This is a genomic window from Chamaesiphon minutus PCC 6605 (assembly GCF_000317145.1).
GTDB classification, from domain to species: domain Bacteria; phylum Cyanobacteriota; class Cyanobacteriia; order Cyanobacteriales; family Chamaesiphonaceae; genus Chamaesiphon; species Chamaesiphon minutus.
Genome location: NC_019697.1, coordinates 4891517 through 4904226 on the forward strand (window position 1 = coordinate 4891517; position 12710 = coordinate 4904226).

Consider the following 12710-nt stretch of genomic DNA (forward strand, 5'->3'; position numbering starts at 1 on the left):
CAGACATAAGTTCTCTATCTAATCGGCTAAATTATTGCATCATTAATATGATTGAGTCATCTTTACTTACTCCAGGTAATATCTTAGGCAATCGGTATGAGATCGTGCGCGAACTCGGACGTGGGGGGTTTGGGCGAACATATCTGGCGATCGATCGCAATAAGTTTGGCGAACAATGCGTCCTCAAAGAATTCGCTCCGCAAGTCAGTGGCAAAGATGACTTAATTAAAGCCAAAGAATTGTTCGAGCGCGAAGCAGGTGTTTTATACAAGCTTCAGCATCCTCAAATTCCAGCTTTTCGCGAACTATTACGGGTAAATGAGCGGGGAGCTGAATCACTATTTTTGATTCAAGATTATATTGAAGGCGAAACATATCTCAAGCGATTGAATCATCGCCTCAGCCAAAATCGCGTCTTTAATGAAGGCGAAGTCATCGAACTATTGCATAAATTATTACCTGTTCTAGATTATATTCATCGACTCGGTGTCATTCATCGCGATATTTCACCCGATAATATCATCTACCGCGATCGCGATCGATTGCCAATTTTGATCGATTTTGGCTGCGTCAAAGAAGTTGCCGCTACTGTTGTCTATCAGTTGAGTCATGCCAAAGTCGAAACGCGAATTGGCAAGCAAGGGTATGCTCCAGAAGAACAAATGATGCGGGGTAAAGTATCGCCATCGAGCGATCTTTATGCCGTCGGTGCAACCGCACTTACCCTGCTGACTGGCAAAGATGCCAACACGCTTTACAATCCGGCAGAAGCAAGCTGGGACTGGCGTAAATATGTCACCCTCAGTCCCGAACTCACTGCGATAATCGATCGACTGCTCAAGTATAACCCTCAACATCGCTATCAATCGGCACAGGAAGTTTTAGCAGTTTTACCTGCGGTTGCCAATAATAGTAATGGTATGAGTAGATCTGTACATACATTTGTTTCCACTAACTCTATACCCGCCACTCACGTCAATAAAATCTCACAACTCAAAACGCTCGAATTTAGTCCTAGGAGTAATACCTCCGTCGCACCCACAACCACGCAACTACCGACGAGAGATCCTAATGAGTGGAAAAAACCTGCTTGGCAAGTCACCAAAGTAATGAGTGTATTGTTTTTTACCTGCTTGGCCATTAGTGGTGTCGTAAAATGGGTCCAAGCTAGCGATCCGATCGGTACAGTTACCAAACAATTTAATAATGCGACTGCAAGTATCGTAAATTCTATTCCCAATCCCCTCAAAGCACAACCATCAGTCCAACAACGTCAACAAGATCTCAGCCAAAAATTAAAACAACTCAATATTCCCGCAGCTAAATTTTATCGTCAAGTCGATCGCGAGTTTTATGCCAAACATCCCGAACTAAATGGGAGAATGCTAACCACTAAAGCTGAAGATGAAAAGCTCCGTCAAGAGTGGCAAGATCTAGCAGTCGAAATGTTAGCTAAAAGAAGCAGGTAAACCATAGATTCGCTAATTTTATTAGCCTGCGATCGAAATCATAACTTTTCAACACTGGATTGAGGTATAAAACAATAGGTAGGGGTAATTAATGAACTACCCCTACCTATTGCCTTAGCGGTTACATAATCAAAATGAAATCGCCCCACCTTCTAAATGAAGATAGAGCGATTGATATTTGGTGAAGATCGCTGAGACGCGATCGCTAACTAGTCGATAACTATTACTAGTTCAATCGAATTAATGAGCGACTAATTTAATACTTAGTTGCTCAAAATTGAAAAACTACTGAGAACGGGTACATTTGCGACTAATAAGTAGGCAAATGCAGCTCCGCCCACGCCACCAATCAAGAACCCAGTGGTGAATTCACTCCAACCTTTGCCATCTTTGATGTTGTTAGGCGGTGTGGGTACGGTCACGCTAGGCAGTGGTGCTGCGGGATTTACACTAGCATAGATCGATAGGCAAACAGTCAAGATTACCACCAATCCAACGGTGGCGAGCAATCCAGCCAGATATGCTTGGTCGGTATGACGTAAAGGACCCAACAGCGTGAAGGGACCGAGTAAGAAATAGCCGTGAGCCATTCCTACTTCTAAACCCCGTCGTTGAGGGGATAGATTAGCCCGATAAATCGGTAAGTTGCTGATGAAAGCTTGAATGATACCCGAACCATTGACGGGAGTAGCTAAATTGCTAACTTCAGGATTGGGACTGCTGACAGCTTGAACGGGAGTAGCCATAAAAAACCTCTCAAATTAATTAAGGGGGACAGGGATTAGGCTTTAGGCTTTAGGTTTTAGGCTTTAGGTTTTAGGCTTTAGGTTTTAGGCTTTGGGTTTTAGGCTTTGGGCTTTAGGTTTTAGGCTCTAAGAATTAGGACGCAAGCGTCTTTCTCACTCTCCTAACACCTAATACCTAAGACCTAACCACCTAATATTTAAGACCTAATAACTAATACCTAATACCTAAAATTTAACACCTAAAACCTCACGCCTAAATATTACAAGGGATGGAATAATAAGTCAGGGAAAAAGCGATTGAATTCAATCAGAATACCCGCAGTAAATGTCATCCAAACTGCTGCCAAAACTGGAGCAGTAGATAAAAATCTGAGCAAATGTGACATGGACTATCTCCAGAATCTAAAATCAATATGTTGCAAGTATCGCTACAAGACAATCTATTTGGTGAAGTTTAAAGTTTGAGCTGTAAATCTGCAAGTTAGAGATGACATTGCTGTTATCTGCTAACTTAAATAGATTATCAGCCTCAATTCGATCGAGCGACTATACCCTCGATCGAGACTCAATTTACCGAGGAGAAACAGAAATTTCGCTATCTTTAACGACTAATTTACCAGAGGTAAATTCACCTATAGCAGCAGCAGGCCAAGCGAAGCCGCTTAACATACAGCTAACAGCTAAGGGTACGTCGATAACGATTTCTTTCATTTCGGGATTGTCGCCTTTACGGACGGCAATGATGTAGGCGCGACCGACCCAACCGATCCAACCAGCAATGTAGAGGAACAGGATGCTAGGAATCAAGAAGTCGCCCGCCCGATCGAGTCGTCCATCGACAATCAAGTGTGGCAGTCCTTCAGGTCCGCACAAAGCTTGAGCGTAGCGTTCGAAGCGATTTTTGCCAGATTGAGGATCGGTGGTAGTGTTCCGAGCCATTTTTGCCCGTTGTTGAAAAGCAGGCGTATCGCCACAACGAGTGAGTCCCGCTACTTCTGATGCCGAGGCAGTCGGAGCGAAGTTTAACCAGAGACAGATGGCAAGGACAAAAGCCAACAGTTTTTGCATAGTGATTGTTTCCTTTTATAACAAAACAAAAAGTTTTATTTACAAAATACAGGATCGTGCTTTCGATCTGCTTTGGCAAAAAAACTATAATAGTCTTTTGGGAATCTTCAACGATCTTTAGTATAGATCGCCAAAGATCGCTGATACTGTAGAGATTGGCGATATATTGCCAGCAGATCGAGATCGCTTGGGCTCGCTATTCTCCTAAAGAAAAGTCTGTGCCAACGAGTTGGTGTATTACTCGAACTAGAGAGCTACACCGACGCGATCGCCAAACTACTTAACTCTATTTTCATCTTTAAAATTAGCAGCTAATGACAACAGTTTTATCAATTGAAACAAGTTGTGACGAAACTGCGGTGGCAATTGTTAACAATCGTAAAGTTTGCAGTAGTGTCATCGCCTCGCAAATCCCAATTCATACCCAATATGGGGGTGTTGTGCCCGAAGTGGCATCGCGGCAACATGTATTAACAATTAATGCTCTCATCGATCGAGCTATCCGAGAAGCGGCTCTCGATTGGACGCAAATCGATGGGATTGCAGCGACAGTCGCGCCCGGTTTGGTAGGAGCGTTGATGATTGGCATGAGCGCGGCGAAGACGTTGGCCATCTTACATGACAAGCCATTTGTCGGCGTGCATCACCTCGAAGGGCATATTTATGCATCCTATCTGAGTGCGCCAGAGTTGCAGCCACCATTTTTGTGTTTATTAGTATCTGGCGGACATACCAGTCTGATTCATGTCAAAGATTGTGGGATATATACCGAACTGGGAGCGACTCGTGATGATGCGGCTGGTGAAGCCTTTGATAAAGTAGCCAGATTGTTAAATCTGGGCTATCCAGGCGGCCCGATAATCGATCGATTGGCAAGTCAAGGCAATCCGCACCTTTATCCACTCCCAGAGGGCAATATCTCGCTACCTGGAGGGGGTTTTCATCCCTATGATTCCAGTTTTAGCGGCGTGAAAACTGCGGTGCTACGGTTGACTCAGAAGTTGCAAGCGGCAGGGCAAGAGTTGCCTGTGGCGGATATTGCGGCTAGTTTTCAGTCTAGTATCGCTCGATCGCTGACCAAGCGAGCGATCGCTTGTGCGAGCGATTATGGGTTGGATACAATTGCAATCGGTGGTGGGGTAGCAGCCAATCGCGGTCTCAGAGCGACATTACAAGCGGCTGCTAGCGATCGGGGGATTCGGGTATTATTTCCACCGATGGAGTATTGTACTGACAATGCGGCAATGATCGGTTGTGCGGCGGTGGAGCATCTGAGTCGGGGACATGTTTCTCCCTTAGATTTAGGCGTACAGTCGCGGTTGTCGGTGATGGAAGTGATGAGTTTGTATCGTGCCGATTGTTAGCAGGAACGGGTTTTTTAGATCGATGTTACATAGTAAGGAGATCGACGCGCTCGATACTGAATTGGGGTTTTATAATGTGGCAAAATCACTCTCTGGGTTCGGCTGAACCCCGCTCATTTACGCGCGATCGCATATAAAACATCCGAATCTAAAGCCTGAATATTGTTAGCTGTTAAAAATTCTAAACAGACCGATTTTACCCGCTCCTGAGTGACTGGCTCTAGTTTGTCGATCGTGCCTCTCGTCCCGCCGCCCATGACCATCAGCCACCAATCCTCTGGGCTTGCCAAATGGTGACTATCGGTTTCGGCAACCACTTTCACATTATTTGCGCCACAGGAGGCTACTAATGCTTGCAATGATGCTGGCTCACCAATCCGGTACCATGGGGTAAATTGTTTGTACAGATCTGGACGTTCGGTAGCGATCGCACTCCAAAATGTTTGATTGGCAGGCTCGAATACCCGTGCGCCCCAAGATGTAATCGCTAGTATCCCACCAGGGAGCAACATTCGCCACAATTCGGCGACAGCGGCTTCCATATCGGGTAAAAAGAAAATTCCAAATACACACACGATCGCATCAAAACTTGCGCTGGGTAAGTCTAAATTGGTAAAATCCGCGCACTGAAACTCGATATTTGTCAATCCCTGCTGTTGAGATTTCTTGCGTGCTAATTCGAGCAGAGCGTTGGCAAGATCTACCCCCAGCACAGAGCCAGTCGCACCGACCTGGATGGCTGCGGGAATTGCTGAGGCACCAGTCCCACAACAGACATCTAATACTCGCATTCCTGACTGGAGATCGGCAAGCTCGATCGTCCGTCGTCCGAATCGATTCCAAAAGCATAAAGCTGGTGCATCAAAATAATCGGCGGCGGAGTTAAAGGTTGTTGTTGCCTTGTTTACTGCTTCTTCTTTGTTCATTTTGCTGGGAATAATATAGGGTATTTACTAATTTTATTTCAGATCTGTTTTAACGATCGGAATGAGAGAAACTTTTGCTAATAGTGCAGTCTAGTAAGAGCATAACTTTACTACTTTTTGTTTATACTTTGGAATCGATGGTTTCCGATCGCCACCTTATTCACAGAATTGAAGTAATTGCTTGAGGTCGGGTAACAACACTATTAAGATCTTAAATAATCGATCGAGTAACATTAGAGCTAGGATATAACAACCTAGACGGGTAATCCCAACCATCCATCCATCCAGATCTTTGAAACATGTCAGCAACAGCACCAAAACCTAGACTGAATAATATCTTCAAACAATTAATGTCCATTCACTGGTGGATGGCGGGATTGTATGTATTCTTGTTGTCGGGTGGCACGATATTTGAAAGACTTCAGGGTGATGGGGGCGGACGCGAACTCCTGCTCGCCGCGCACAAATCTGTTGGCGTGTTGGTATTGCTGTTACTTGGCTGGCGCGGATATTTATTAGTCAGAGTCTGGGGGCGAAAATATGCCAAGCATCTGCCTAAATTAACGGCGAATTGGTATTTCAAGACTGGCTTACATACGGTGCTATATTTGTTGATGTTGGCAGTACCGTTGAGTGGTTATTGGCTATCTAATGCTTACCAAGCCAATAATGTTAATTTATTTGGAATTCCGATGCCCGATCTATTTCCGGTAGATTCGGAGGGGGCATCTCAAGCTAGTGCGGCGCACAGTCGCTCGTCCAAAATTTTTGCGATGCTGATTGTCGTTCACTCGATCGCGCAGTACAGAGTAGTCATCGCAAACTGGCGCAGATTTTCGGCGTGGTTAGTTAGAATAAAGAGTAAAGAGTAGCCATGTCGTTCGTACAGTTGAGAATTTGGACGCGAACGAGCAGAGATTGCTACTACTAAACTTTTGAGGCAATCGTGATGTCTAATTTGACTAGTATTGAATCTCCAGTTGTCGCGGATACCACGTCTACATACCAATGGAACTGGCAAGGACAGCCGTTAAGCGTTGCTTATGAAACTGCTGGTGCAGGAGCACCCATTTTACTTTTACCTGCTTTTAGCACAGTTTCTAGTCGGACGGAGATGTCTGGCTTAGCGGCGCGGTTAAAGTCGCAGTTTCAGGTGACAACGGTGGATTTCCCAGGGTTTGGGGACTCTAGTCGTCCGCGTGTAGATTATGCGCCGCCGCTGTATCGTCAGTTTTTGGCGGACTTCGTGCGGGATATGTTTGCGGTTCCGGCAACGATTATTGCTGCGGGACATGCGGCAGGATATGCATTAAATCTTGCTGCTACGGTGCCAAATGGTGTTGCGAAGCTAGTGTTGGTGGCTCCGACGTGGCGGGGGCCGTTGCCGACGATGGCGCGGGGTCAAAAGCCTTGGTTAAAGGGGGTGCGGGATTTAATTCGCACGCCGATTCTGGGTCAATTTTTGTATCGATTAAATACGACGCCGAGCTTTTTGGCGTTTATGTATCGGCGGCATGTCTATAGCGATGCGAGTAAGTTGACGCCAGATCTACTGGCACAAAAGCGCGAACTCACTCAACAGTCAGGGGCTAGATATGGTGCGGGGGCGTTTGTGACTGGGGGTCTCGATCCTTATTTCGATCGGTTTGAGGCGATGGCTCATCTTCAGTCTTTAACGATACCCGTGTTGGTGGCGATCGGGGAAGGTAGTCCACCTAAGTCTAAGGCGGAAATGTTGGCTTTGGCGGCGGTGCGTAATGTTGTCAGTCATACTTTGCCAGGTACTTTGGGGATGCATGAGGAGTATCCAGGGGAGTTGTATGGGGTGATTTTGCCGTTTTTGAGTGGCGGGTAGTCTTGATACTTACTCGCTTGTGGGTCGTGGGGATCTCTGGTGCTAGAGAACCCGGATCTGGGGGTGCCGACCCCCAGACCCCCCGTTGAGGTGCGGGACGCGTCTTGACCGAAACGCACGCTGAGGAGACCTCAGCGCGATTTCGGTCGCCTCCCCTCAAGCTCCCCTGCGTATGTAGGTTGTTGGTGCTAAATGCGGTATGGGGTCGGTTCGGACTTGGTGGTTACGGGGTAGGGTTCGATCTGTACTCTGCTATCGATCTGCACCAAGCCCTCCCCTACACGTAGATCTGCAAAAGACAGCACAGGGAAATCATCATCTTTCCCTCTTACCCATCTACCTATCCACCCCTGTTACTTCTCTCCTTCCAAGTAGGGCTTAAACCCACTTGGTGTCCATTGAATTGCGCCGTCGCGGCCTGTATAGTAGACGCGGACTCGGTTTCGTTCGAGTAGTTTGATGGTTTCGGGGTCGGGGTTGGAGGTGGCGGCGATGGCGACTTGGGGATTGATTTTAGCGATCGCGCGATCGGGTATTTTGCCACCATGCCAATATAGGGTTTGGGCGGGGGTGAGTTGCTCGAAATCGATCGCGGGTTGGGCGAGATCGGCGATGTCATCGCCGATAACTAGCCATTTCTGTTGGGCTTCAGGAATTTCGATTTGGAAGATTGCGGGACGGGTTTTGACGATCGTTATCTCTACGCGCCCAAATTTTTGAGCTTTGCCGACTGGTAATGAGGTAAATTTAGTGGTTTCGGTATTATTACTTTCGCCGCTGATGCTATAAAAGTTTTTAATGGGAATAGTTTGGTTGAGGGTTTGCCAACTATTGAGTCCGGGGAGATCGCGGTTGAAATCGATCGCGTTATCGATCCGATTGATAGCTTGTTGTTGCAAAAATGGCAAGACGACAAATCGCGCGATGCTTTCATTGCCGCTATTAATTAAAATAGTCTGTCCGCGATCTTGGATCGCTAAAATTTGACCTTGATAGAGTCGATCGTTTGGTGAGTTTTTAATGGCTAATGCGGTGAGTTGGAGTTCGCTTGTTTTCCAAATTGCTAGGGGGACGATTACTAAGAGGATGCCAGCAGCTAGAGGTAATTTCCAATGTTTGTGAAAGCGGGGAAATATCCAGACGCTGAGGATAAGTCCATATAATGCAAATAGCTGCCACGGTGCGATTTGGCCGACAGCGAATGATGTGCCGGGGAGATAGTTAAATAAATCGACAATCCCGATTAGTAGCTGGGTGGGTAAGTATAGTAGCCAAGAAATAGCACTACCAGCGAGTGGGAAGATCGCACTAATTAATGCACCGATCGTGCCGCCGATACTGATGATGCTAATTAGCGGACTGGTGAGAATATTGGCAGGTAAACTATAGAGTGGGAATAATTTAAATACATATAATTGGATCGGTAATGTCCAAATCGATGCAGCTAAGGGGACGGTAATTAGATCGGCGATCGTGGGTGGCAACCAATCTAATTTTTGCTGCAAGGGTTCGACGGTGACAATCAATCCTAATGTTGCCAAAAAGCTCAATTCAAAGCCGATATCCCAAATCCAGAGGGGATTAATAATTAGTAATAAAGTTCCGGCAAGAAATAGCGAACTGAGTCGATCGAGTTTGCGATTGACGCGCAATCCGATTAATACTGCCAACCCCATTGCTACAGAGCGAGCTACAGCGGGCTGGAAGCCAGTCAAACCGAGGAAAATGAGTAAAGCTACCACACCGAGGTTGGATTGCTGTACTGCCGATAATCGCGATCGAGTGAGCGAGAGGATCGCATTGAGAATCAAGGATACCTGAAACCCAGACGCCGCTAGCGCGTGAGCCAATCCGACTCTGACGAATCGATCGCGTAAATCGAAGGGTAAATCTACCGCATCGGAGCCTAATACCATCGCCGTGACTAACGGCCCTATTGGCACATCTAACCATTTTACCTGCGCCGCAGCAATCCGCTGGCGCAACTTACCCCAACTCCACTTCTGTGTCTGAGTTTCATCCGTTACTCGCAACTGAAAGCCGCGCATTCCTGTAAATCCACCCGATTGACTCAAATAATCGCGAAAGCTAAACCCCCCTGGATTGGGATTGGCTTGGGGGATATACAATGTCCCGGTAATCGATACATCTACCCCCGGTTGCAAGCCCGTAGCACTCTGTAAGGGAACTGTGACGTAGACTTTACCGTTAACAGATTTACTGACGTCTGCGGGGCGTATACCGTCGCCCTGAATTTCATTGAGCTGAGTCGCATTGAGCCAAAATTGGGCGTTCTGGTTGCGGGTGATGTGGGGATAACTATCGACGCTACCTCGCACGATCGTAAATTGCGAAGTACCGCGTTCGGCTGTGGCGGGAATATATTTACTAATATCGTTGGCTGCGGGTTTGGGAACGCGCAATTCTAGATAAAAACTAGCACATCCGGCGATCGCGATTGCGACTAACAAAAATTGCCAATTAGGACTCTTTTTCCAAATTCTAGGTAACAGCCATGCCATCGGGATGGCAATGACAATTAGCCCCCATCTCACCCACGGATTGAAGGTAATTAGTAGACCAATGATATAAGCTAGACAAAGGAAAATTGCAGCTTGGGTATTCCGCATCAGGCAACGATCGGCGATCGGGTTATCGACGATCGATATTACTCTATTTCTTACTACGATCGATCGCGATGCCTTGGATTAGATATTGCATCTACACTAAGTCTTGCAATTTGAACCATAAGCTGTCGAACATTTAAATCACATGTTAGATTTTTTGAAAGCGGGGAGCGATGTGTGCTCGTCTGGTTTCCAGACGGGTTAGCACATCAAGACAGCGGCGAGCGGGGAGCGGGGAGGAGGTAAGTAAATTAAATGAGTAACAGCTTAAGCTTGCCTAAGACTGAGACTACTTTCCTATTCAATCAACTATAAGTTTGCCAAGCTATATTAAAACCATAACCCTGCCGTAATGGCAGGGTTATGGTTTTAATCACAAGTCTAATTCCTAAAGCCTATCAAATTGCTACGGGTGAAGAGGGACTTGAACCCCCGACCGACTGCTTAGAAGGCAGTTGCTCTATCCGACTGAGCTATTCACCCACATTAGCACTATATTTTAACACACTTTTACGATCGATTGCAAAAATGTCAAGTGACAAATCTCTGAAAAGATGTGCAGATGCTCGATCGAGGCGGTTGGGGAGATCGGCAATAATACTCTAGGTAATATGGGAATGTGCGGTATTAAATAATAATAGCTATTTTCTGTTGAGCTAAGTGTCAGCTCTGCCCGATCGAATATGTCAATTATTGCGCCAAAATCAGTCCAGATCGAGATTTGCACGTTAGGTGAAGATCGCCGATCGCTCTTGCGGCTCAATTATAACGGCCAAATTTACAATCTAGTTCGAGCTTTTGCCGATCGCCACCGCGATCGAGCAGAACGACAATTGCAGCAATTAATTATTCGCGATCGCGAGGCTAATGGTATTGCTGCGATCGATCGATATTTATTGGTGCCAGAGGTTGGTTATTACTCATTATGGGAGCTAGATCGAGCGATTCAGCCAACTGTGGCTGTGGTGCGGCAAGTTGAGGTCGATCGTGAATTAGCTTCGTCATTACAACAAGCGACTATTTGGTTATTGCAAGAACTTTGGTTGCAATTGACAGACTTATTAGGAACTAGGCAATTACCTATATTGGCCGAAACATTAGTCAATGTCACTCCCCAACTTCAATCTTGGGTAGATCTCGATCGACTATTAGCTCTCGATCCGCTGGCAACAGTAAAATTAAGCTCTTGGTCTGAGGCGGATTTTATCGCATTGACGCGGCAAATATACCATCTCACTCAGAAAAAGCTTGGTGCAGAATTTACAACTAAACTCACGATCGAGATCGTTCAAACAATGCCGAATTTCTTGGGAGCGACAATTTCAGATATCCTCATGCTCTAATTTAGACCGAAGTTGTTAGATGTTTAATTAAAATAGTCCCTCTTTTTACCGAGTCTACCAAGCCCTCGAATGTATCGACGGGTTAATTCAAAATACTGCTTGGTGACATGCACCCTGAGCTTCCCTCAGCGCGATTCCATCCGCAAAATCAAAAATCAAAAATCAAAAATCAAAATGGCTAAATTGTCACCAGATAAATCAGATGCAAACCCTTGGCTGACGGGGGAATATGTTATTTATTGGGGATTAATTTGGTCGATAGTGTCGTTAATTTTGTATCTAAATTTTAGTGTTGTCGATCCGCAGAGCAGTCTTCCGTGGTGGTTTCATTTGAGTACCACTGCGTTAGAAGAAATCGGTTTGCTGGTGTCTGGATATTTGTGTTGGCGAAACTATCGGAGTAAATATATCGCTGGTGGTAGAGCGGTATGGTTGTTATTTGCGATCGCCATGTTGGCTTTTTTCGTGGGCAATCTGTGGTTTTACCTGTGGGAAGTGTTGTGGGGATTAGCTCCAGCCGCTTCCGCTGGGAATATATTTTACATATTGTTTTATTTAATTTTGATTGCAGGGATGCGCTTGGCAATTCTCGATCGCGATGTGCAGTTGGCTCGTCAACAATGGGTAGCAGTCATTGGGGTGATGAGTATCGGACTGACGATGGGCTGCTGGTTGACTACACTCTCGGCAAAAGCAGTCACAGCACCACCGTCGTTGGAAATCTCGCTAGAGCGATCGATCGTGCGCAGCGGTACGCTCGTCGCCAGCCGCGCGCCGCAAATTCCCGATTCCCCACAGGATCGAGTCATTCCAGCGAGATTTCCCAATGATGGCATCGGCTCTTTCCAGTCGGGGAAACCGACCATGGAAAAGAGACAAAACAGCGAGTCAAGACAGAAGCTGAGCCAACGAGTTCTCACTCAAAGTCAGCAAATCGACCCCTCCACGCAGGCACCTGACTGGGTGCTGGCGATCGATCGAGCTATGCATCCGCTGGTAGATACTTTTAATTTATTCTACGTGCTGTGCGATTTAGTCTTGCTGACTTTTGCTGTAATTCTGTTATTAGGATTTTGGGGCGGTCAATTGGGATTACCATGGCGGACGACCGCACAGGCTGTATTATGTTTTTATATTGCTGACACCTGGTTCGCTTACGCCAATAATCGGGTGCAAGGATACGAAAGTGGCTTTATTATGGAAGTGTTCTGGATTTTTGGCATCGTGCAGTTTGGCATTGCCGCTGCGCTAGAATTTGATAACTCCATTCGTGCTCGCCGTCTAGCTCGCCGACGAACTGCTATTAAGTAAA

Annotated in this window: 11 protein-coding genes and 1 tRNA gene; 6 read left to right on the forward strand and 6 right to left on the reverse strand. The window is 46.3% G+C overall.

The annotated features are described in order from the left end of the window. Positions 1–47: 47 nt before the first annotated feature. Positions 48–1469, forward strand: a complete 1422-nt coding sequence (locus CHA6605_RS22235; RefSeq protein ID WP_015161628.1) for a serine/threonine-protein kinase — start codon at positions 48–50, stop codon at positions 1467–1469. A gap of 263 nt (positions 1470–1732) precedes the next feature. On the opposite strand, the gene CHA6605_RS22240 is transcribed toward CHA6605_RS22235, so the two are convergent. The 3 genes from CHA6605_RS22240 to CHA6605_RS22250 form a co-directional block, all read right to left on the reverse strand. Beyond that, positions 1733–2215, reverse strand: a complete 483-nt coding sequence (locus CHA6605_RS22240; protein WP_015161629.1) for a photosystem I reaction center subunit XI — start codon at positions 2213–2215, stop codon at positions 1733–1735. Positions 2216–2475: 260 nt separating this feature from the next. Further along, on the reverse strand, positions 2476–2601 hold the full coding sequence (psaJ, locus tag CHA6605_RS22245) for a photosystem I reaction center subunit IX (RefSeq protein ID WP_015161630.1): 126 nt from the start codon (positions 2599–2601) through the stop codon (positions 2476–2478). Between the two features lie 184 nt (positions 2602–2785). Next, positions 2786–3283: a photosystem I reaction centre subunit III gene (locus CHA6605_RS22250; RefSeq protein ID WP_015161631.1), complete on the reverse strand. Its 498-nt coding sequence runs from the start codon at positions 3281–3283 to the stop codon at positions 2786–2788. 314 nt (positions 3284–3597) lie between these two features. Between CHA6605_RS22250 and tsaD the strand changes: the two genes are divergently transcribed. Then, positions 3598–4647: a tRNA (adenosine(37)-N6)-threonylcarbamoyltransferase complex transferase subunit TsaD gene (gene tsaD / locus CHA6605_RS22255; RefSeq protein ID WP_015161632.1), complete on the forward strand. Its 1050-nt coding sequence runs from the start codon at positions 3598–3600 to the stop codon at positions 4645–4647. 113 nt (positions 4648–4760) lie between these two features. On the opposite strand, the gene CHA6605_RS22260 is transcribed toward tsaD, so the two are convergent. Next, positions 4761–5573 (reverse strand): class I SAM-dependent methyltransferase, encoded by an 813-nt coding sequence (locus CHA6605_RS22260; RefSeq protein WP_015161633.1) that lies wholly within the window; start codon positions 5571–5573, stop codon positions 4761–4763. A gap of 299 nt (positions 5574–5872) precedes the next feature. On the opposite strand from CHA6605_RS22260, the gene CHA6605_RS22265 reads away from it, so the two are divergent. Then, the gene (locus tag CHA6605_RS22265; RefSeq protein WP_015161634.1) at positions 5873–6445 is read left to right on the forward strand and encodes a cytochrome b; all 573 of its coding nucleotides are present in this window, start codon (positions 5873–5875) and stop codon (positions 6443–6445) included. A gap of 77 nt (positions 6446–6522) precedes the next feature. Beyond that, a complete protein-coding gene (locus tag CHA6605_RS22270; RefSeq protein WP_015161635.1) occupies positions 6523–7428 on the forward strand; it encodes an alpha/beta fold hydrolase in 906 nt (301 codons plus the stop codon). A 353-nt stretch (positions 7429–7781) separates the two neighbouring features. On the opposite strand, the gene CHA6605_RS22275 is transcribed toward CHA6605_RS22270, so the two are convergent. Together CHA6605_RS22275 and CHA6605_RS22280 are read right to left on the reverse strand one after the other, a co-directional pair. After that, on the reverse strand, positions 7782–10058 hold the full coding sequence (locus tag CHA6605_RS22275; RefSeq protein ID WP_015161636.1) for a ComEC/Rec2 family competence protein: 2277 nt from the start codon (positions 10056–10058) through the stop codon (positions 7782–7784). A 406-nt stretch (positions 10059–10464) separates the two neighbouring features. Continuing rightward, a tRNA-Arg gene (locus tag CHA6605_RS22280) sits at positions 10465–10538 on the reverse strand. Positions 10539–10738: 200 nt separating this feature from the next. Here CHA6605_RS22280 and CHA6605_RS22285 point away from each other — a divergent pair. Further along, positions 10739–11398 carry an Npun_F0813 family protein gene (locus tag CHA6605_RS22285; RefSeq protein WP_015161638.1) on the forward strand — a complete coding sequence of 220 codons (660 nt, stop codon included), beginning with the start codon at positions 10739–10741 and terminating at the stop codon, positions 11396–11398. Between the two features lie 174 nt (positions 11399–11572). Continuing rightward, the gene (locus tag CHA6605_RS31965; protein ID WP_015161639.1) at positions 11573–12709 is read left to right on the forward strand and encodes a hypothetical protein; all 1137 of its coding nucleotides are present in this window, start codon (positions 11573–11575) and stop codon (positions 12707–12709) included. Position 12710 lies beyond the last annotated feature (1 nt).

Coding starts and splice junctions, on each gene's coding strand:
- CHA6605_RS22235 (WP_015161628.1), top strand. CDS start 48: ATGATTGAGTCATCTTTACTTACTCCAGGTAATATCTTAGGCAATCGG.
- CHA6605_RS22240 (WP_015161629.1), bottom strand. CDS start 2,215: ATGGCTACTCCCGTTCAAGCTGTCAGCAGTCCCAATCCTGAAGTTAGC.
- psaJ (WP_015161630.1), bottom strand. CDS start 2,601: ATGTCACATTTGCTCAGATTTTTATCTACTGCTCCAGTTTTGGCAGCA.
- CHA6605_RS22250 (WP_015161631.1), bottom strand. CDS start 3,283: ATGCAAAAACTGTTGGCTTTTGTCCTTGCCATCTGTCTCTGGTTAAAC.
- tsaD (WP_015161632.1), top strand. CDS start 3,598: ATGACAACAGTTTTATCAATTGAAACAAGTTGTGACGAAACTGCGGTG.
- CHA6605_RS22260 (WP_015161633.1), bottom strand. CDS start 5,573: ATGAACAAAGAAGAAGCAGTAAACAAGGCAACAACAACCTTTAACTCC.
- CHA6605_RS22265 (WP_015161634.1), top strand. CDS start 5,873: ATGTCAGCAACAGCACCAAAACCTAGACTGAATAATATCTTCAAACAA.
- CHA6605_RS22270 (WP_015161635.1), top strand. CDS start 6,523: ATGTCTAATTTGACTAGTATTGAATCTCCAGTTGTCGCGGATACCACG.
- CHA6605_RS22275 (WP_015161636.1), bottom strand. CDS start 10,058: ATGCGGAATACCCAAGCTGCAATTTTCCTTTGTCTAGCTTATATCATT.
- CHA6605_RS22285 (WP_015161638.1), top strand. CDS start 10,739: ATGTCAATTATTGCGCCAAAATCAGTCCAGATCGAGATTTGCACGTTA.
- CHA6605_RS31965 (WP_015161639.1), top strand. CDS start 11,573: ATGGCTAAATTGTCACCAGATAAATCAGATGCAAACCCTTGGCTGACG.